The 19,519-nt window shown below is 67.4% G+C and carries 18 protein-coding genes and 1 tRNA gene; 9 read left to right on the top strand and 10 right to left on the bottom strand.

The window, feature by feature from the left end; translation table 11 throughout:
* Positions 1 to 140 precede the first annotated feature (140 nt).
* The 4 genes from HNR11_RS05835 to HNR11_RS05820 are packed head-to-tail and all read left to right on the top strand — an operon-like array spanning position 141 to position 2,906.
* Positions 141 to 350, top strand: coding sequence for an MbtH family protein (locus tag HNR11_RS05835; RefSeq protein ID WP_179441511.1), 210 nt, complete (start codon positions 141 to 143; stop codon positions 348 to 350).
* Entirely contained in the window at positions 347 to 1,357 is a 1,011-nt protein-coding gene (locus tag HNR11_RS05830) for an ATP-binding cassette domain-containing protein (RefSeq protein ID WP_179441510.1), read from the top strand. Before HNR11_RS05835 ends, HNR11_RS05830 begins: the two co-directional genes overlap by 4 nt.
* Positions 1,354 to 2,151 carry an ABC transporter permease gene (locus tag HNR11_RS05825; protein WP_179441509.1) on the top strand — a complete coding sequence of 266 codons (798 nt, stop codon included), beginning with the start codon at positions 1,354 to 1,356 and terminating at the stop codon, positions 2,149 to 2,151. The genes HNR11_RS05830 and HNR11_RS05825 overlap by 4 nt, the downstream gene beginning before the upstream one ends.
* Positions 2,148 to 2,906 carry a 4'-phosphopantetheinyl transferase family protein gene (locus HNR11_RS05820; RefSeq protein ID WP_179441508.1) on the top strand — a complete coding sequence of 253 codons (759 nt, stop codon included), beginning with the start codon at positions 2,148 to 2,150 and terminating at the stop codon, positions 2,904 to 2,906. Before HNR11_RS05825 ends, HNR11_RS05820 begins: the two co-directional genes overlap by 4 nt.
* Positions 2,907 to 3,025: 119 nt before the next feature.
* Here the strand turns inward: HNR11_RS05820 and HNR11_RS05815 are convergent, their stop codons facing one another.
* From HNR11_RS05815 to HNR11_RS05805, 3 genes are all read right to left on the bottom strand, one after another.
* Positions 3,026 to 6,472 carry a pyruvate carboxylase gene (locus tag HNR11_RS05815; RefSeq protein ID WP_179441507.1) on the bottom strand — a complete coding sequence of 1,149 codons (3,447 nt, stop codon included), beginning with the start codon at positions 6,470 to 6,472 and terminating at the stop codon, positions 3,026 to 3,028.
* A gap of 262 nt (positions 6,473 to 6,734) precedes the next feature.
* Positions 6,735 to 8,519, bottom strand: coding sequence for a DUF262 domain-containing protein (locus HNR11_RS05810; protein WP_179441506.1), 1,785 nt, complete (start codon positions 8,517 to 8,519; stop codon positions 6,735 to 6,737).
* Between the two features lie 74 nt (positions 8,520 to 8,593).
* Positions 8,594 to 8,666: transfer RNA gene (locus HNR11_RS05805), tRNA-Ala, on the bottom strand.
* An 81-nt stretch (positions 8,667 to 8,747) separates the two neighbouring features.
* Between HNR11_RS05805 and HNR11_RS05800 the strand changes: the two genes are divergently transcribed.
* Both HNR11_RS05800 and HNR11_RS05795 read left to right on the top strand, forming a co-directional pair.
* On the top strand, positions 8,748 to 9,623 hold the full coding sequence (locus tag HNR11_RS05800; RefSeq protein WP_179441505.1) for a Cof-type HAD-IIB family hydrolase: 876 nt from the start codon (positions 8,748 to 8,750) through the stop codon (positions 9,621 to 9,623).
* Positions 9,607 to 10,185: a YdeI/OmpD-associated family protein gene (locus tag HNR11_RS05795; protein WP_218849876.1), complete on the top strand. Its 579-nt coding sequence runs from the start codon at positions 9,607 to 9,609 to the stop codon at positions 10,183 to 10,185. The genes HNR11_RS05800 and HNR11_RS05795 overlap by 17 nt, the downstream gene beginning before the upstream one ends.
* A 73-nt stretch (positions 10,186 to 10,258) precedes the next feature.
* Here the strand turns inward: HNR11_RS05795 and HNR11_RS05790 are convergent, their stop codons facing one another.
* Both HNR11_RS05790 and HNR11_RS05785 read right to left on the bottom strand, forming a co-directional pair.
* Entirely contained in the window at positions 10,259 to 10,909 is a 651-nt protein-coding gene (locus HNR11_RS05790; RefSeq protein ID WP_179441503.1) for a TrmH family RNA methyltransferase, read from the bottom strand.
* 90 nt (positions 10,910 to 10,999) lie between these two features.
* Complete coding sequence (locus tag HNR11_RS05785; RefSeq protein WP_179441502.1) at positions 11,000 to 11,671, bottom strand: O-methyltransferase; 672 nt, start codon at positions 11,669 to 11,671, stop codon at positions 11,000 to 11,002.
* Between the two features lie 189 nt (positions 11,672 to 11,860).
* Here HNR11_RS05785 and HNR11_RS05780 point away from each other — a divergent pair, with 189 nt between their 5' ends.
* Positions 11,861 to 12,382, top strand: a complete 522-nt coding sequence (locus HNR11_RS05780) for a GNAT family N-acetyltransferase (RefSeq protein ID WP_179441501.1) — start codon at positions 11,861 to 11,863, stop codon at positions 12,380 to 12,382.
* 15 nt (positions 12,383 to 12,397) lie between these two features.
* Here HNR11_RS05780 and HNR11_RS05775 read toward each other — a convergent pair whose 3' ends face one another.
* The 4 genes from HNR11_RS05775 to HNR11_RS05760 all read right to left on the bottom strand — a co-directional run bounded on the left by HNR11_RS05775 (position 12,398) and on the right by HNR11_RS05760 (position 16,585).
* Positions 12,398 to 13,330, bottom strand: coding sequence for an endonuclease domain-containing protein (locus HNR11_RS05775; protein WP_179441500.1), 933 nt, complete (start codon positions 13,328 to 13,330; stop codon positions 12,398 to 12,400).
* A 192-nt stretch (positions 13,331 to 13,522) separates the two neighbouring features.
* Complete coding sequence (locus HNR11_RS05770) at positions 13,523 to 15,013, bottom strand: NAD(P)-binding domain-containing protein (protein ID WP_179441499.1); 1,491 nt, start codon at positions 15,011 to 15,013, stop codon at positions 13,523 to 13,525.
* A gap of 118 nt (positions 15,014 to 15,131) precedes the next feature.
* Positions 15,132 to 15,749: an orotate phosphoribosyltransferase gene (gene pyrE / locus HNR11_RS05765; RefSeq protein WP_425488257.1), complete on the bottom strand. Its 618-nt coding sequence runs from the start codon at positions 15,747 to 15,749 to the stop codon at positions 15,132 to 15,134.
* 14 nt (positions 15,750 to 15,763) lie between these two features.
* Positions 15,764 to 16,585 carry a potassium channel family protein gene (locus HNR11_RS05760; RefSeq protein WP_246310327.1) on the bottom strand — a complete coding sequence of 274 codons (822 nt, stop codon included), beginning with the start codon at positions 16,583 to 16,585 and terminating at the stop codon, positions 15,764 to 15,766.
* 168 nt (positions 16,586 to 16,753) lie between these two features.
* On the opposite strand from HNR11_RS05760, the gene nadE reads away from it, so the two are divergent.
* Positions 16,754 to 17,581, top strand: coding sequence for an ammonia-dependent NAD(+) synthetase (gene nadE / locus HNR11_RS05755; RefSeq protein WP_179441497.1), 828 nt, complete (start codon positions 16,754 to 16,756; stop codon positions 17,579 to 17,581).
* A 100-nt stretch (positions 17,582 to 17,681) separates the two neighbouring features.
* The gene (locus HNR11_RS05750; protein ID WP_179441496.1) at positions 17,682 to 18,485 is read left to right on the top strand and encodes an exodeoxyribonuclease III; all 804 of its coding nucleotides are present in this window, start codon (positions 17,682 to 17,684) and stop codon (positions 18,483 to 18,485) included.
* A gap of 93 nt (positions 18,486 to 18,578) precedes the next feature.
* On the opposite strand, the gene HNR11_RS05745 is transcribed toward HNR11_RS05750, so the two are convergent.
* Positions 18,579 to 19,484 (bottom strand): DUF4282 domain-containing protein, encoded by a 906-nt coding sequence (locus HNR11_RS05745; protein WP_179441495.1) that lies wholly within the window; start codon positions 19,482 to 19,484, stop codon positions 18,579 to 18,581.
* Positions 19,485 to 19,519: the final 35 nt, after the last annotated feature.

The raw sequence follows: 19,519 nt of genomic DNA, 5'->3' as shown, positions 1-19,519 counted from the left end.
CCCGGAGTCTCGGGAGGTTCTCGGCAGGTCGTGAAAAGTTGCAGAACACGACCATCTGATCACGGGCCGGTTACGAACTACTCATGACGCCGCGAGAACCAGTGCGGCGAGTGACGAGAAACCGACCCAGGAGTGCAGCGATGACCAACCCCTTTGACCGAGATGATGTGCAGTTCCGGGTAGTCATCAACGAGCTTGGCCAGCATTCGCTCTGGCCGGAGTTCGCCGATGTCCCCAGCGGCTGGGTGGCCGTCTTCGGCGCGGCCGCCCGCCAGGACTGCCTCGACTACGTCGAGCAGCACTGGGCTGACATCACCCCGGTGTTCGAACGCGACCTGGCCGTGTCTTGATCTCGCTGCAGTCCATCACCAAGAGCTTCGGCACCTTCCAGGCGCTGGACGGCGTGGACCTCGAGGTCGCGGCCGGCACGGTCCAAGGACTGCTGGGCCCCAACGGGGCAGGCAAGACGACGACGGTGCGCGTGCTGACCACGCTGCTGGAGCCCGACGGCGGTGACGCGTTCATCGCCGGGCACAGCGTGCGCACGCAGGGTGACGCGGCCCGGCGCAGCCTCGGGGTCTCCGGACAATACGCCGCCGTGGATGACAAGCTCACCGGACTCGAGAACCTGACCCTGGTGGGTCAGCTCTATGGCATGCGCCGCAAGACCGCGAAGGCCCGGGCGCATGAGCTGCTGAAGCACTTCCGGCTCGACGGCGTGCCCAAGGGTCAGCGTGCCGGCTCCTACTCCGGCGGGATGCGCCGCCGGTTGGACCTCGCCGGAGCCCTGGTCGCCCGCCCACCGGTGGTGATCCTCGACGAGCCCACCACCGGGCTGGACCCCCGCGGCCGACGAGACACCTGGGATGCCATCTCCGCGCTCGCCGAGGACGGCACTGCGGTGCTGCTGACGACTCAGTATCTCGAGGAGGCCGACGAGCTCGCCGACTCGATCGCGGTGATCGACGGCGGGCGGATCGTGGCCGAGGGCACCCCCGCGGCGCTGAAGACTCAAGCCGGAGGTGCCCGCATCGACATGGTCTTCGAGCGCGCCGGCACGGTCCCTGCGGCGCGCGCCGCTCTGAGTCGCATCGGCCTTCAGGTCACCGCAGATGATGCCGCGCTGCGACTCAGCGCGACCGCACCGCACCGCCAGGAGAGCCTGCAGGCGGCGCTCCTCGCCCTGGAGGAGGCGCAGATCGAGGTCGTCGAAGCCTCGCTGCGCCAGCCCACCCTGGACGACGTCTTCCTGCAGATCACCCAGAGGCCTGCCGGGGCGCGCTCCGGCGAGGACGCCGCCACCGATCCCGCCACCCAGCACGCCGAGGCACCGACCCGAGAGGAGGTCCGCTCATGAGTGTGATCACCGCAGTGCGGGATGGCGGAATCATCGCGCGCAGAAACTTCACGAATGTCCGCCGGACCCCCGGGGCCCTGGTCACCGGTGTGGCCCAGCCGATCATCTTCGTGCTGATCATGGCCTTCGTCTTCGGCGGCGCCCTGGGCGGGGCTGATTACCGGGAGTTCCTCATCGGCGGGCTGCTCGCGCAGACCCTGACCTTCAACTCCTCCTTCACCGCGGTCTACCTGGCCAAGGACCTGCACCAGGGGATCGTGGACCGGTTCCGGGTGCTGCCGATGTCCCGGGTCGGTGTCGTGCTGGGACGCACCTGGTCTGACCTGATCACCAGCGTGATCTCCACAGTGGTGCTGGTGCTCTGTGGGCTGGCGATCGGGTGGCGAGCCACCACCGATCCGCTCACGATCACCCTGACCTTCCTGTTGCTGCTGCTCTACGCCTTCGCCATCGCCTGGGTGGGGGCCGTCGTCGCGCTGACCGCACGCAGCGTGGAGGTGGCGCAGAGCCTGGGTCTGCTCTGGCTGTTCCCGGTGTGTTTCATCTCCGGGGCTTTCGTCTCGGCGGACTCGCTGCCGGGTCCGCTGCGCGGGATCGCGGAGTGGAACCCGGTCACCGCCATCGCTACCGCCGCCCGGCAGGGCTTCGGCAACACCGCCCCGGCGCAGTTCGAGGTGGCCGGTGGCTGGCCCGCGGAGAACGCGATGCTCTACGCCACCCTGTGCTGCGTGGCGATCATCGCCGTCTTCGCGCCGATCGCAGTGACCCAGTACCGGCGCATCAGCCGGCGATGATCTCGGTCCTGCTGACCTCCGGCGCCGCGCTGCAGGCGCAGCTGCCACGCCTGACCGGGGGGAGACTGATCCGCCTTGAGGAGGTGGTGACTGAGCAGGATCAGACGGCTGCCGCGGCGAAGCTCGACCCGGCAGACCAGCAGCGCGTGCTCGCTGCCCGAGGTGCCCTGCGACTGACCGCCGCCAAACACCTTGGGGCAGGAGCGCAGGAGGCGGCCCAGCTGGAGATCCGGCGGCGATGTGAGCAATGCGGCGGCCCGCATGGACGCCCCCAGCTGGATGGGATCAGCTTGAGCAGCTCAAGTTCGTCCCGGCACGTGCTCGCCGGCGCTGCGGCCCCGGGGCGGGACGTCGGCGTGGACATCGAAGCGATCCCGGAGCGGCTCTCCCCCGAGTTCACGCAGTACGCCCTGCACCGGGCTGAGCGGGGGGCTCTGCAGCGACTGGCAGCGGCGGCGCAGATCCCCGCGGTGATCGAGCACTGGGTGTTGAAGGAGGCCGTGCTCAAGGCCGCCGGGGTCGGGCTGAACCATCCACCCGAGGAGCTGCTGTTGGGCACCCCTGAGGTCTCCACGCGCTGGCACGGCCGAGTTGGCAGCGTTGAGCTGAGCTGGGCGCCGGTGCTGGAGACCGGGGACAGCCGGGTGGAGGGGATCTGGAGCACTCTGATTCCCGCGCCGCCAGGCTGGGTGGCCGCCGTGGCAGCTCGCTCACCGGAGGACATCAGCGACCTCGCTGCTTCCTGGGAAGACTGAGGCCGCGGCCCCCGTCGGCTGTCGGCTGGACCCAGGCACTGCCGCGCGCGGTCGGCCACCAGCTTCCGGGCCTGAATCCGGCTTCCGGCACGGAGCCCAGATTCCGGCCCGAAAGTCGGCTACTCGACGACGACGAGCAGATCTCCGCCGTCGACCTGCTGCACGCCGCTGATCACCGCCCGGGTGACGGTGCCCGCAACATGGCTGGTGATCCCGGCTTCCATCTTCATGGCCTCGATGGTGGCCACATTCTGACCGGCTTCCACGGTGTCGCCCTCTTCCACGGTGAGCGAGACCGCTCCGGCGAAGGGCGCGGCCACGTGGCCGGACTTGGAGGCATCGGCCTTCTCCGCGATGGCCACGGAGGCCTCCACCGCGTCGTCCCGGGCGCCCACCTGGCGGGCCTGGCCGTTGAGTGTGCACATCACGGTCCGGATCCCCTTGGGGTCCGGGTCCGAGACGGTCTGCAGCGTGACCAGCAGCCGCACCCCCTTGCCCAGGGAGATCACATGCTCGTACCCGGTGCGCAGCCCGTAGAGGAAGTCCCGGGTATGCAGCACCTGGACATCGCCGTACTTCTCCCGGGCCGCCTCGAAGTCCTTGGTGGGGCCGGGGAAGAGCAGCCGATTCAGCGTGCGGCGCCGGACGGCGGGGTCATCTGAGCGCAGCGCCTGGGAGTCTTCTTCGCCGAGCTCCTGGTCCAGAGGCTTGACCGTGCGGCCTTGAAGCGCCTTGGAGCGGAACGGCTCGGGCCAGCCGCCTGGCGGGTCCCCGAGCTGACCAGCCAGGAACTGGATCACCGAATCGGGCAGGTCGAAGCTCTGCGGGTTGGCCTCGAACTCCTGCGGATCCACATCCATCCCGACCAGCTGCAGCGCCAGGTCCCCGACCACCTTCGAGGACGGGGTGACCTTCACCAGCCGGCCCAACATGGTGTCGGCCGCGTGGTACATGTCCTCGATCGATTCGAACCGCTCCCCCAGGCCCAGCGCGATGGCCTGCTGGCGCAGGTTCGAGAGCTGGCCTCCCGGGATCTCGTGCCGGTAGACCCGGCCGGTGGGGCTGGGCAGACCAGACTCGAAGGGGGTGTAGATCGAGCGCACCGCCTCCCAGTAGGGCTCCATGGAGGCCACGGCCTCCAGCCCCAGGCCGGTGTCGCGCTCGGTGTGCTCCAGCGCTGCGACCAGGGCCGAGGCCGGCGGCTGCGAGGTGGTCGCGGCCATGGAGGCCACGGCGACGTCGACGGCGTCGACCCCGGCCTCGGACGCCGCCAGCAGGGTTCCCAGCTGGCCGCCGGCGGTGTCGTGGGTGTGCAGGTGCACGGGCACCTCGAAGCGTTCCCGCAGGGCGGTGACCAGGGTCTTCGCCGCAGCGGGTCGCAGGAGTCCGGCCATGTCCTTGATCGCGAGGATATGCGCGCCGGCGTCGACCATCTGCTGCGCCAGGTCGAGGTAGTAGTCAAGGGTGTAGAGGTCCTCGGCCGGGTCGGTGAGGTTGCCGGTGTAGCAGATCGCGGCCTCGGCCACGGCGGTGCCGGTCTTGCGGACCGCCTCGATGGCCGGGACGATCTGGTTCACATCATTGAGTGCGTCGAAGATCCGGAAGATGTCCACCCCGGTGGCGGCGGCCTCGGCCACGAACGCGTCGGTGACCTCCAGCGGGTAGGGGGTGTAGCCCACGGTGTTGCGCCCGCGCAGCAGCATCTGGATCGGGATGTTCGGCAGCTCCGCGCGCAGCAGGCGCAGCCGGTCCCAGGGGTCCTCGGAGAGGAACCGCAGCGCGACGTCGTAGGTGGCCCCACCCCAGGCCTCCACCGAGAACAGTCCCGGGGTCACATGCGCCACGGCGGGCGCGGCGGCCAACAGGTCGCGGGTGCGCACCCGGGTCGCGAGCAGCGACTGGTGGGCGTCGCGGAAGGTGGTGTCGGTGACCGCCAGGGCGGTCTGCTCGCGGAGCTTCTTCGCGAAGCCCTCGGGGCCCTCAGCCAGCAGCACCTGGCGCCAGCCGTCGGGCTTGGGGTGATCCGAAGGGCCGTCGAAGGGGCTGCGGTCGGGCTCGTCGCGCTTGTCTCCGGGGAAGTGCGGGAGCTTGTCGCGCGGGTCGATGCCCTCCACCCGGGGGCCGTGCGGCCGGTTCACCGTGATGTCGGCCAGGTACTGCAGCGCCTTGGAGCCGCGGTCCTGGGAGCGGTTGATCTTGGCCAGCTCGGGGTGCGCGTCGATGAAGTCGGTGGCCACGTCCCCGGCGAGGAACTCCTTGGAGTCCAGCACGTTGAGCAGGAACCCGATGTTGGTGGCGACTCCGCGGATCCGAAATTCGGAGAGTGCGCGGCGGGCACGGGCGATGGCGGTCTGGTGGTTGCGGCCGCGGGCGGTGAGCTTGACCAGCATCGAGTCGAAGTGCGGGCTGATCTCAGCGCCGGCGTAGACGGTGCCGCCGTCGAGCCGGATGCCGGAGCCGCCGGCGGAGCGGTAGACCGTGACGGTGCCGACGTCTGGGCGGAACTCGTTGGCCGGGTCCTCGGTGGTGATCCGGCACTGCATGGCGGAGCCGCGCACGCGCAGGTCTTCCTGCCGGATGTCGAGGTCTTCCAGGGTCTCACCGGCGGCGATGCGCATCTGCGCGGAGACCAAGTCGATGTCGGTGATCTCTTCGGTGACCGTGTGCTCGACCTGGATGCGCGGGTTCATCTCGATGAACACGTGCTGGCCCGCGCGCTCCCCGACGGTGTCCACCAGGAACTCCACGGTGCCGGCGTTGCGGTAGTTCATGGCCTTGGCGAAGGCCACGGCGTCGCGGTGCAGCGCCTGGCGGATCTCCTCGTCCAGGTGCGGGGCCGGGGCGATCTCCACGACCTTCTGGTAGCGGCGCTGCAGCGAGCAGTCGCGTTCGAAGAGGTGGACCACGTTGCCCTCACCGTCGGCGAGGATCTGGACCTCGATGTGCCGGGGGCGCAGCACGGCCTGTTCCAGGAACACGGTGGGGTTGCCGAAGGCGGTCTCGGCCTCGTGCATGGCTGAGCGCAGGGATTCGGCGAGGTCTTCGCGCTTGTCCACCCGGCGCATCCCGCGACCGCCGCCGCCGGCGACGGCCTTGACGAAGATCGGGAAGCCGATCTCCTCGGCGGCGCGGGTGAGCTCCTCGGTGTCCTTCGACGGCTCGGAGCTCTGCAGCACGGGAACGCCGGCTTCTCTGGCGGCGCGCAGGGCCTTGACCTTGTCACCGGTGGATTCCAGGACGTCGGCGGGCGGGCCGATGAAGGTGATCCCTTCGGCCTCCGCGGCGCGGGCCAGGTCGGGGTTCTCGGAGAGGAATCCGTAGCCGGGGTAGATGGCATCGGCGCCGGAGTCCTTGGCGACCCGGATGATCTCCTCGATGTCGAGGTAGGCCCGGACCGCGTGGCCCTCCTCGCCGATCCGGTAGGCCTCGTCGGCCTTCTGCCGGTGGAAGGAGTTGCGGTCCTCGTGCGGATACACGGCCACGGTGCGCGCCCCGAGCTCGACGCCGGCGCGGAAGGCGCGGATCGCGATCTCCCCGCGGTTGGCGACCAGGATCTTTGAGAACATATCTGCAATCTCCCTCAACTCATGGCGCCGCCACCTCATTGTGGCGGCGTTGGGGCGATCCTACCGGGCTGTGGGTTCGGGTGAGGAGGAGGACGGGTTGATCGCCCTACGAGGGGCTTCGAAGGCGAAACGAGTTCCCCACATTCGCAAGACGAACCAAAAACAGCCGGGCTTTCCTAAATGCTGCCTCTGGAGAGACTGGAACAAAGACACTTAATGCGCGAGCCTCGAGCTATCTATGGTCTGGCACTATAAAACGCTCCTACGCAGGCACTTCCGGAAGCTCATCGAGTGTCTGGGCATCATTTGCATCGTGCTTTGGTACATCAGGCCCGTCGCTCGCTTGTGGGCTTGGCGGAGCTTCACCCGGGAAACTCCAGATCTGAAACACCAGTTCAGACATCTCTTTTTGCCTCGCCTCTACAATGGCTGGCGACCAAGTCCCATGAACCAGGAGCTCTTTTGTCAAAAGGATGTCTGACGCCTCGTACCCCTTCTCCTTCTTAGTGGAGAAGTCGGCGTTCTTTATTGAGGTGTTTAAGCGCTTGCCTAGCAAGGTCATGTTTCCCAATCGGTTAATCATCTGAGCATGGACCGACCATCGTGCATCTGTTTCGGGAGTCTGCGGGTAAATGTGCTCTACGTGCACACGGTCTGCAAGCTCGACTGCCACCTCGCTCGTCGCGCGTTTCGCGTGCTCAATCTCGCGCAACAGGTAACGCGCGGTGGCGATTCTGCTAACGCTGGCGCGAGCAAACCGGCTTACGAAGTCCTCTGCGTCCGGCGCGAACGCCCGCAAAGCTGCAACCGCTGCACCGAAGTCGCCTGTACGTCTAAGCTCGGCGGCCACAGAGTAGACCGTGGATTCCAGAGTGGTCGAATCTCTTCCTCCGATAACCGAGTGTCTGACAAACAGCGTGGTCAGGGCAGAAGTTAGCGACTGGAGCTCCCCCTTACTTTCATCTTCCGACAAAGATGCGTGACCAGAAAGTAGCGCTGGGAGCAACACTTTCGCACCCAGCATCCGGACCCCCTCTAATTGGCGTTGAAGACCTTTGTCACTGTCGCGACCGCGGACTAGGTCGCGGTATATGGGCGCTGCATCCGCCAGCTCCAGGGAGAACTCGACAGAGTCAATGTCCTCAATCAGTATCGCTTCCTTAATTTCTCGATAGAGCTTGCGTGCCTTGACATCACCGCGCTTACTAACCCAGAAGTGACGCAGGAACTCATCAACAGAAGCTTCGTCGGCTATACCAAGCACGTTCTGCCAAGCCGAGACGACCCGGCTCCGCGCATCGGCCCCACTGGCGCGACGAAGCAATAGGTTGCGCAAGAGGTCCGGAGTTGATAAACCAATTCCACGGTCATTGAGAGTTTCAAAAACGGCGGCGGCGTTATCTTCGTCACTGGAGTGAATAACGACAAGGGACATATGGCTACAGAGAACGTCTGATATTCTTAGATTTCTTTCGAAACCTGACTTGCCGCCTCCAACCAATTGCTCCTCCTCCGCAATTTTCATCGCGAAGTAATCCCGAGCCTTGCGGACAAGTCCGTGAGACTTAAGTGTGGCCGTGGGGCGAGCTTGGTCTCCTGTGCGCTCATCCTGAACCTCTGCACGAAAGTACTCGCGGTCGTAGACGTTCAAAGTGAGGACTGGCGTGGTCTCGCCAGTCGCATCGTCGAGATCGGCGATGAACTTGTTCTGCAAACGCGTGGCGGCATCGGCCTTGAAAACTCGTCTCGCGTCTCGCAAGACCGATAGCAGGATAGTTGCGGTCGCGAGACGCTGTTGCCCATCGAGTAATAAGTTGGTGTTTCCGCCCGTGACGAGAACTGCGGATCCGAGAAAGTATTCTTCATTTTGGATGTTCCGACCTGGATACAACCCGTCAAAGTTCAACAAGTCGAGCCAAAACGCCTCGATCTCCTCGGCGCCCCACGCGTACGACCTCTGCCACTCCGGAACCTCCACGCGAGGGCTGGTCGTGCTGAGTAGCGAGCCGATGGTCTGGCGGTTTGCGTCATAGCGCTGATCAGGCATGATTTGACTTTATCGGCATTCTTCAGAGTCTTCCAGCGCAACGCGCATCTCTGTCGCTCCCGCCAGCGAAATTGTGGAGCTAAGGGGAGTCGAACCCCTGACCTCGTCGATGCGAACGACGCGCTCTACCAGCTGAGCTATAGCCCCGTGACCTGCCTGCGCCGGTGAAAGCCGGACTTCTCCGGCCAACCTGACACTCGGCGTCGGCCTTTACAGGATAATGGATAGGTGACTTCTTCTGCTGAGACTGCCTCATTCAACCCCGCCCCGCCCTTCGGACTGCTGCTGGATGTGGACGGGCCCATCGCCTCTCCGGTCAGCCGGACCGTCGCCATCGAGTCGATCGCCCGGGATCTGACCCTGATGGCCAATCGTGGAATCCCGGTCATCTTCAACACCGGACGCTCCGATGACTTCATCGCCCAGCAGGTGATCCCGCCGATGCGCGCCGCCGGGCTGCTCCCAGACACCCCGGTCTTCACGATCGCGGAGAAGGGCGCTGTCTGGGCCGAGGTCACCCCGGAGGGCCTGGGGGAGATCCACATCGACGAGGAGCTGAAGCTCCCCACCGGGCTCTCCGATGACATCCGTGACCTGGTGGCCGAGCGCTTCAGCGGGCACATGTTCTTCGACGAGACCAAACGCTCCATGGTCTCCGTGGAGCAGTCCACCGACGTGGAGAACAAGGACTACCTGGAAGCCCAGAAGGAGTTCGACGCCGCGATCCCACCCCTGTTGGAGAAGCACCAGTTGAAGCATGTCCGGATCGACCCGACGATCATCTCCACCGATATTGAGCACGAGGGCGTGGGCAAGGACGTGGGAGCCGAGCGGACCCTGACCCTGCTGGAGGCACGCGGGATCACCGCGCAGAGCTGGTTCACCATGGGCGACTCCCGCACCGACTACGCCATGGCGACCTGGCTGCACGAGCGCGGGATCCCGGTCTCCCACGTGGACGTCCGCCCCGAAGACGGCATCCCGGAGACCGAGTACGAGGTGCTGACCTCAGAGACCGACGCGATCCACGACGAGGCCGGGGCCGAGTTCCTCCGCCGCTGGGCCGCAGATCCGGAGAACACCAGGGCTGGCCGCGGTGAGTGAGGAGCTCGAGCTGACCCTGCCCGACGTCGCCGCCTGGCGCGCCTGGCTGGATCAGCATGAGGGCAGCTCAGAAGGCGTATGGCTGGTGCTGGCCAAGAAGGGCGTCACCACCCCGACCTCGCTGAGCTATGCGGACGCGCTGCAGGAGGCGCTGTGCAGCGGGTGGATCGACGGGCAGCGCAAGGCTCGGGATGAGACCACGTTCCGGCAGCGGTTCACCCCGCGGCGCAGGGCCTCGATCTGGTCGCAGCGCAACGTGGGCTATGTGGAGGCGCTGATCGCCGAAGGGCGGATGCGGGCGCGCGGCTTCGCGGAGATCGAGCGGGCCCAGTCCGATGGCCGGTGGGACCGGGCCTACTCCGGCCAGGCGTCAGCCGAGGTCCCGGCGGATCTGGCCGCTGCGCTTCAGGCCTCGCCCACCGCGCAGGCGACCTTCGAGGCACTGGGCAGCCAGGGCCGGTACCACGTGCTGCACCAGCTGATGATCGCCGCGAATCCGGCCACGCGGGCCAGGCGGATCGAGAAGTTCCTGGAGAAGCTGAGCCGCGGAGAGACGCCGTAGGTCTGCGCGGCCGGCCCAGTGGCTGCCCCGAAGGCTGGAGCCGCGGCGGCCGCCTGCGCGCTGCTGCGGCTGCTCAGTCGGTGAACCGGTGCTGCCGGATCCAGGCATGCATCGCGATCCCGGCCGCTGTGCCGGCGTTGATGGACCGGGTGGAGCCGAACTGCGCGATGGAGAGCGTGTCCGTGACGGCTTCCCGCACCTCCTCGCTGAGCCCGGGCCCCTCCTGGCCGAAGACCAGCACGCACCGCTTCGGCAGCGCGTAGGTCTCGATCGGCCTGGAGTCCGGAAAGAGGTCGACGCCGAGCACCGGCAGCCGCTCGGATTCGGCCCAGGCCACGAAGTCCTCCACTGAGGGGTGGTGGCGGACGTGCTGGTAGCGGTCGGTGACCATGGCCCCGCGGCGGTTCCAGCGCCGGCGCCCGATGATATGGACCTCTTTGGCCAGGAACGCGTTGGCAGTGCGCACCACGGTGCCGATGTTGAAGTCGTGCTGCCAGTTCTCGATGGCCACATGGAAGTCGTGCCGGCGCGCGTCGAGGTCGGCGACGATCGCGTCGTGGGACCAGTAGCGGTACTCATCGGTGACGTTGCGGCGATCACCCTCACGCAGCAGCTCCGGGTCGTAGTGCTCACCCGCAGGCCAGGGCCCCTGCCACGGGCCCACCCCGATCTCGCGTTCCGTGGGCTGCCGCGCTGTGGCCTCGGCCTGCCCCTGTTCATCCATGGATTCGAGGCTATCCCACCGGTGAGGTCGCAGAGATCACGACTCTGGCGGCCCGGCACCGGCGCTGCGGCCGCAGGCGTTCAGGCGGCGTCAGTTCACCCTGGCCAGCAGAAACCCGTCCCAGCCCTTGAGCCCCACGGTCTGCAGCGCGGTGGCGCTGAGCCGCTGATCGGCCTGGATGTGGGTCATCAGGGTGCGAATGCCGTGGATGTCCGGGTCTGCACTCTCGTCTTCGAGCACTGCGCCGGAACGGACCACGTTGTCGATGACGATCACCGTGCCCGGGTGGGACAGGGTCAGGGAGGCCTCAAGGTAGTGCGGGTTGTTCGCCTTGTCCGCGTCGATGAAGACCAGATCGAAGGGCCCCGCGCCCTCTGCGATCAGCGCCTTCGCGGAGTCCAGTGCCGGGCCGATGCGCAGCTGCACCCGATCGGCGACGCCAGCGGCGTGGAAGTTCCGGCGGGCCACCTGGGCTGCCGCCGGGTCGATGTCCAAGGTGACCACGGCGCCGTCGTCGTCCATGGCGCGTGCCATCCAGATGCTGGAATACCCGGCCAGGGTGCCGAACTCCAGCACCCTCGTGGCGCCGGTGATCTGCACCAACAGCCCCAGGAAGGCGCCCATGTTCGGGGTGACGTCGATCCCCGGGGTGACGGTCTCCGCGGAGCTGCGCCGGGTCTCCGCGAGCGCGGCGTCCTCAGGCACCAGCTTCTCGATCAGGTAGGTGTCGACGGCGGCGAAGTCATCCGGTGTTGTGCCCATGGAAGCACACTAGGGCCGGTGGCACGGTGCGCACCAGGGTGGACGGTGGGGGCGCCCCGTGTTCCGATCCGGGCGAATACCGGCAGAGTTGGGCCGAGCCGGCCAGGGCAGGGCGCCGTCGGCGGGCTGGACCCGATGACCTGCCCGACGACGACGGCGCCGGAGCCCACTGGGGATTATGCTCCTGCTATGCCTGACGCTGCCTCCCCGGTGCACCTGCGCGACGCCGAGCTCGCTGACCTGCCGGCCGTTGTGGAGATCCAGACCCACTACGCCCACCACACGGTGACCACGTTCAGCGAGGAGCCGCTGAGCGTGGCGGAATGGGCGCAGAGCCATGCGGAGAAGCGCTCGGCAGGACACCCGTTCCTGCTCGCGGAGCAGGACGGAGTCATCCTGGGATTCGCCTACGCCGGGCACTGGCGACTCAAGTCCGCCTACCGGCACACCGTGGAGGACACGATCTACCTGCGCCCCGGCGCGGAGGGCCGCGGCGTCGGACGGGCGCTGCTCACCGAGCTGCTGACCCGCTGCGAGGCTGCCGGACACCGCCAGGTCATCGCTGTGCTCACCGACGACCCCTCGACCCGAGCGTCCTACGCGCTGCACATCAAGCTCGGGTTCACCGAGGTGGGACGGCTGACCGAGGTAGGGGTCAAGCGCGGGCAGACGCTGAGCACGGTGCTGATGCAGCGCTCGCTGGGACGCTGACCCCGGGCCGCCGACTCAGACGAGGCCGAACGCCGCGCGCACCTGGGAAACCGCCCGCTGGAAGCCTTCTCTGGAGTCCTCCGCGTTGAAGCGCAGCACCCGCCACCCCTCCGCCAGGAAGATGTTGTCGCGGCGCTGGTCGGCGCGCTGCTGCTGCGGCGTGAAATGTGTGTCTCCCTCGTATTGGATCGCCAGCTTGAACGCCGGGTACCCGAGGTCCGCGCGCGGTGACCACCGGAATCCCGGCTTCGCGGGAACCTGGAGCGTGGGCTCCGGCAACCCTGCAGAAATCAATGCGAGCCGCAGCGCGGTTTCCTGCACGGAATCCGCACCCACGCGGATCCACCCGAGGGCGGTGAGGCAGCGTCGTCGCCCTGGGGCGCCGCGGGAGCCGTCCAAGAGTGCGGCAAGGTCTTGCACCGTGGTGTGTGGTTCCGTCCGACCTTCGAACCGAGGATATGGATGACGCACAAGCTGGTCACCCATGATGATCAGCTCGCGCACGCTGCAGAGACTGGCGACCTCCAGCCAGGTTCTCCCGGGCGTGCTGAGCCGGAACCCATCCCGCGTCGCCACATCCTGAGGGCGAATCACCACACGGTGCCCGCAGACCCCTTTCCGGCGAACCCAGATCACGGTCTCCGCAGGCTGGGAGAGGTGGATGTGGGCATCATCATCGAGGAGCCGCGGAGGGAGCCACAATTCATGGAGCTGCGCCGCTGTGACATGCGAGGCCCAGATGTCAGGACGCTCCCGGGCCAGGGCCTGCACCTTGAGTACGAGGACCCCGCGTGGCGTGCTCCGCTCAGCGAGCGCCTTGGTTGCGTAGACGCCTGAGCCGAGCGCAACAATGTCCTTGCGCCTCAATCGCTCCCGGGGCACATCCCGACTGAAGGCCTCCGCCGCGGTGAAGGCTCGGTCCATGAGCTGCTGCGGAAGTGCATACATGGAGCAAGTGTCTCGATCCCTCCCGAACGTGCCGGCGGTTTTCCACACGGGCACATCGACTGTGCAATTTTGGGGAAGATGGACGTCGATTCAGCCTCGAAATCCCCGAAAATTGCACAGTCGATGTCGGATCAGGCGGAGTGCCACTTTTCAGGGGCGGATCCGCGCGGTCAGCGCCCGGTCGCGCGGAGCTCAGCCGGTGCGGCCGTGCAGCACGCCGGTGGAGGCGCCGATGCGCGATCCTGCCGCCACTGGTTCGGGCGCGGGACTGGAGCAGGACGACGCCGGCATCTGTGCCTGGTTCTGCGCGGGCGAGCTGGGCTCCGGCGCGCCGCAGGACGGCGACTCCTCGGGATCAGGAGCGCCGACGCCGGAGCACACGCCGGTCTCGGGAAGGTTCAGGTCCCGGGCGGCCGCGTCCGCACCGGCCAGGTGCGCCGCGATGGAACGCACCTGCTCGTATCCGGTGGCGAGCAGGAACGTCGGCGCCCGGCCATAGGACTTCATCCCGGCCAGGAAGAAGCCCTCCTCCGGGTGCGCCAGCACGTCCGCGCCATGGGCCTCAACGGTGCCGCAGGAATGGGACTCAGGGTCGATCAGCGTGGCCAGCCGCCGCGGGGACTCCACGGCGGGGTCGAGTTCCAACCGGAGTTCGCGCAGCATCCGAAGCTGCGGTCGGAATCCGGTGGCAGCGGCGAGGTGATCCGCCCGGAGCCGGCGACCATCCGCGAGGGCGACCTCCAGAGCGGGGAGGGCTGCGTCGTCGTCGGGATCACCACTCGACTCCCGGACGCCCGACTCCCGATCACTCGACTCTGCGACACTCAGCGCGTGGACTTCAGCCTCGGTGACCAGGGTGATCTCGCCGCCCTCCACGAGTCGGCGCAGCCGCTGCCCGAGCGCACCTCGTGCGGGGAGCTGGTCGGCATCCCCGCCGCCGTAGACCCGCTCGGCCGATGCCCCGCGAATGGCCCAGCTGATCCTGGTCGCAGGATCTTCACGCCGCAGCGCTGCGAGATTGAGCAAGGTGTTGATGGCGCTGTGCCCGGCTCCCACCACCAGGGTGTGGCGACCGCGCAGCCGCGCCGCCCGGGCGCCGAGCACATCGGGCAGCGATCCCAGCAGCCGCGCTGCCACTGCGGGGTCGTCCTCCCCCAGCGCCGGCAGCCCGGCGGACCCGATCGGGTTCGGGGCGCCCCAGGTTCCTGAGGCGTCGATCACCGCGCGGGCCTGGAGCTGCAGCACCTGTCCGGAGTGCGCCACCTGCAGCACGAAGGGCTGGTCGGCGCGGGCAGCCACGTGGGTCTTGTCCCGCGTTCCACGGCTGATCGCGAGCACCCGGTGCTCGGTGCGGATCCGGTCTGCCAGCTCCGGCGTCCTGGCCAGCGGTTCGAGATAGTCCCGCACCAGCTCGGCACCGGTGGGCAGCGCCGTGGCACGCGGAGGCTCCCACCCGGTGGGCTCGAGCAGCTTCGCCGCGGCGGCATCGATGTTGTACCGCCAGGGTGAGAAGAGCTTGATATGTCCCCATTCTCGGATCGCGGCGCCCACCTGGGGCCCGGCCTCCAGGACCAGCGGCTCCAGGCCGTTCTCGAGCAGGTGGGCGGCGGCGGCCAGCCCCGAGGGACCAGCCCCGACGACGACGACGGGCAGCTCAGCGAGGCTGGCGGGTGAGGACTCCATGGTGGCTCCATCTCCGGGTGCATCCAACGGGGCGCGGGTGCACCCGCGGGATGCATCGACAATGTTCGATATAGCGAGCTTAGGCGCTTTTATCGATCACCGTCAATGGAAGGAGGGGTCAGTCCAGTCCGAGGTCGTTCTTGGAATACGCGAACAGATACGGGACTCCCGCCGTGGCTTCGATGTGTTCCTTGGCGCCGGTGTCACGATCCACGATCACCGCTACCGCCTGCACGATCCCCCCGGCGGCCCGCACGGCGTCCACTGCGGTCAGCGCTGACCCGCCGGTGGTGGAGGTGTCCTCCAAGACCACGACCTTGCGGCCCTCCACGCTCGGCCCCTCCACCTGACGTCCCATGCCATGAGACTTCTGCGCCTTGCGCACCACGAAGGTGTCGGTGGCCACCCCGTCCTGCGCGGCGGCGTGCATCACCGCGGTGCCCACCGGGTCCGCACCCATGGTCAGCCCACCCGCAGCGACGTAGTTGATCCCGGCCTCGGAGAGCAGAGTGCGGATGACGCGGCCCACCAGCGGGGCGGCCTCGTGCTGGAGCGTGATCCGACGCAGATCGATGTAGTAGTCAGCCTCCTTGCCCGAGGACAGCGTGACCTTCCCGCGCACCACGGCGAGCTCACCGATGAGCTCCTTCAGGCGCTGGCGATCGGCGGCGTGGCCTGCCTGCTGATCGGCGGGCTGGTCGGCGGGCTGCGGAGTTCCGGCGGCAGTCTCAGTCATGGGACCCATCCTAGCTACGCACCAGGCTGCGGCTCCTCGCCCGGGGCTGACTCAGACCCACCCCTGGGGGATCCTCCGCCTCTCCTGACCGGCTCGACCGTACCCCCAGGGTGGGCGACCTGCTGCTGCGCCTGGACGATGCGCTCCACGAACCAGGAGGCGATCGTGGCCGTGACCGAGCCGAGCAGCGCGATCCCCGAGAACATGAGCCCGATCGCGACCAGCCTTCCCATAGCCGTCACCGGATAGTGGTCGCCGTATCCCACCGAGCTGATCGTCACGAAGGCCCACCAGAGCGCGTCGCCGAAACCCGTGATGTTCGCGCCTGGCGCGTTCTGCTCCGCGTCGAGAACCCCCAGGGCGGCAACCAGCAGCAGCATCGCCGCGACGCCGGCGACGTAGACCGACACCTGTCCGCGCAGAGCGGAGCCCACCGTGCGGTGCAGCACCGCGACCACCTTGACCAGGCGCAACAGCTGCAGCGGGCGCAGGAACGGCAGTGCCGCCATCGCGAGCTCGTGCAGATGGGTGACGAACCAGCGCCCCCGCTGCTGCACCAGCACCAGGCTGATCACATAGTGCAGCACGAAGATCGACCAGACGACGAGCAGGTAGACCGCTGGCCATGAGGTCTCAGTGGGCCGGGTGTTGGCGAGCACGAGGTAGGCATACACCAGCAGGAAGGAGAACGCCACGACTGCCAACGGGAGCTCGGTGACCCTGTCCCAGCGCCGGTACCGGGCACCGAAGTCTGCTTTGGAGGAATCCCCGACCCCCGCCCGGGATTCGGCCGCAGAGCCACGCCGCTCAGAACCGGACATCTCTTCTGAGGCCATCACAGGTTCCCCCTCCGGGCTGCACCGCAGTGTCGATTCAGCCTACCCAGCAGGTCGGCGCAACAACCATGCCTGGCGCACCGCCTGCAGTCTCGGCCCTCGCGGGATTCTGCGAACACACAGGCCCCAGTCATCTGAGTGAAACCTGCGCCTGGGTAGACTCAGGCCATGCGTGAGCTTCAGACAGACATCGTGGAAGAGATGGGCGTCAAGCCCGAGATCGACCCGGCGCAGGAGGTCAGTCGGCGCGTCGACTTCCTCGTGGAGTACGCCCGAGCAGCCGGAGCCCAGGGCTTCGTGCTCGGCATCTCCGGTGGCGTGGACTCCTCCTTGGCAGGCAGACTCTGCCAGCTCGCGGCGCAGAAGCTGCGCGATCAGGACCACCCGGCACAGTTCCACGCGGTGCGGCTTCCCCACGGCGTCCAGCACGACGCCGACGATGCCGACACCGCGCTAAAGTTCATCAGCCCAGATCAGACACACACCTTCAACATCGAGAAGGCCGTGACCGGGGTGAACATCGCCTTCGATGAGGCCTTCGGCCGTCCCATGAAGGACTACCACCGCGGCAATGTGAAGGCCCGACTGCGCATGACGGTGCAGTACGCCATCGGCGGTGAGCACGACCTGCTGGTCGTGGGGACCGATCATGGCGCAGAGTCCATCACCGGGTTCTTCACCAAATACGGCGACGGCGGCGCGGACATCCTCCCGCTGTTCACTCTGAACAAGCGGCAGGTCCGCCAGCTGCTGAAGCACCTCGGCGCCTCGGAGACCCTCTGGTCCAAGGCACCTACGGCAGACCTGCTCGATGACAGCCCGGGTCAGCTCGATGAGACCGAGCTCGGCATCAGCTATGACCACATCGATGACTACCTCGAGGGCCGCGAGATCCCGGACATCGATGCCGAGATCCTGGAGAAGCACTACCTGCGCACCCGCCATAAGCGCACCGTCCCGGTGTCCATTCAGGACGACTGGTGGCGCCACGGCTGAGCCGCCCCGGTCGAAGCGCCCGGTGAGACCCACCCGGTGAGCCAGGACCTCGCTTGAGCGGAGGGCCGAGCGGCGGGTCCCCGCTGGTAGTTTTGAGCCCATGCGGATTGCGACATGGAATGTGAACTCGATGCGGGCCCGGGCCGACCGGGTCGAGGCCTGGCTGGACCGCTCTGACGTGGACGTCCTGGCGATCCAGGAGACCAAGTGCAAGGACGAGAACTTCCCCTGGGAGCTCTTCGAGGCCAACGGCTACGACGTGGCGCACTTCGGTCTGAACCAGTGGAACGGTGTGGCGATCGCCTCTCGTGTAGGCATGAAGGATGTGGAGCGCACCTTCGAAGACCAGCCGGTCTTCGGCAAGGGCGGCAAGGACCCGATCCAGGAGGCACGCGCCATCGCTGCGACCTGCGGCGACGTGCGCATCTGGAGTCTCTACGTGCCCAATGGCCGTTCACTCGAGGATGAGCACATGAGCTATAAGCTCGCCTGGCTGCGTCAGCTCAACGACCACGCCCAGTCATGGCTGAACAAGGACCCGCAGGCCCAGATCGCGCTGATGGGTGACTTCAACATCGCCCCGCAGGACGAGGACGTCTGGGACATCGACTTCTTCCGCGAACAGGGACTCACACACGTCTCCCCCGCCGAGCGTGAGGCGTTCCAAAGCTTCCTGGACAGCGGGTACACCGACGTCGTCCGCCCACACACGCCCGGCCCCGGGGTCTACACCTACTGGGACTACACCAAGCTGCGCTTCCCGAAGAAGGAGGGCATGCGCATCGACTTCGTGCTGGGCTCCCCCGCGCTGAGCGAACGCGTGAGCGCTGCCTCCATCGACCGCGAGGAGCGCAAGGGCAAGGGTGCCTCGGACCACGCCCCCGTGGTGGTGGAGCTGAGCTGATCCTGAGCCCCGACGACGACGGCGCCTGATCCTCCGCGCGGAGAGTCAGGCGCCGTCGTCGTGTCCGGCCTCAGGGAACATCTGCCGTGAGGTTCAGCGGCGGTCCTTCAACTCGGACCGCAGCGCCTCGATCTCGGAACGGGTGCCAGCGGTGTTCTGCGAGGTGCGGACCAGCGCGATCATGAACTCCAGAGTGATTCTGATCAGGATCAGGTAGATCGCGGCAGGGATCCAGCCGAGCAGCAGCGCGAACAGGCCCACCCCGGGACCCTCGGTGAACGCGGAGGCCACCACGACCAGGTACCCGAGCACGACGAACGCGATCAACAGCACATAGATGAACTTGGCGAACTTCACCGTCACGAAGCTCTGGAAGGAGAGGTCGAACAGGGCCGCAAAGAAGTTCTTGCCTTCGACGGCGTTCTGATTGGTTCCGCCGGGACGCTGAGACTGCTGCGGGTACGGCTGCTGCTGGAAGCCCGGTCCCGGGTACTGTCCCGAGGAGCCCGGGTACTGGCCGGGCTGACCCGGGTACTGGCCGGGCTGAGCCGGGTATGGACCGGGCTGGCCGGGTCGCGGCTGGCCGGGCTGATCCTGTCCCGACTGCGGGCGCCCGGACTGGCCCGGACCCGACTGACCGGCTCCCGACTGACCGGGCCCCGACTCGCCTGGACCCGGATATCCACCCTGGGGCTGCCCGTAGCCCGCCCCGGCGCCCGCACCAGGAGCCTGCTGCGGCGAGGTTGGCCGGCCGTAGGGACCAGGACCGGACTCACCCGTCGGACTCGACTGACCCGGGTGATCGGGCTGCCGGGGCTGCTGACCTGCCTGTGCGGGGCCGGGCCCTGCCGGCAGACCCGGGCCTCCGGCGTTTCCGGGGCGATCGCCCAGGGGGGTGGTGGGCTGGTGGCCGGGCGAACCAGAGCCTTCCCCCGGCGAACGCTCCCTCTTCGGGTTCTCGCCTTCAGACGGCTCGTTCTGGTCTGGATGCTGAGTCATGGCGCCTCCTGTGCTGTGCGGTCGCTTCGCGTCGT

Origin of the sequence: Nesterenkonia sandarakina (genome assembly GCF_013410215.1) — a bacterium.
Classification (GTDB): domain Bacteria; phylum Actinomycetota; class Actinomycetes; order Actinomycetales; family Micrococcaceae; genus Nesterenkonia; species Nesterenkonia sandarakina.
Note: the sequence above shows the minus strand (reverse complement) of the source record. Positions and strands in the feature narration are given on the sequence as shown.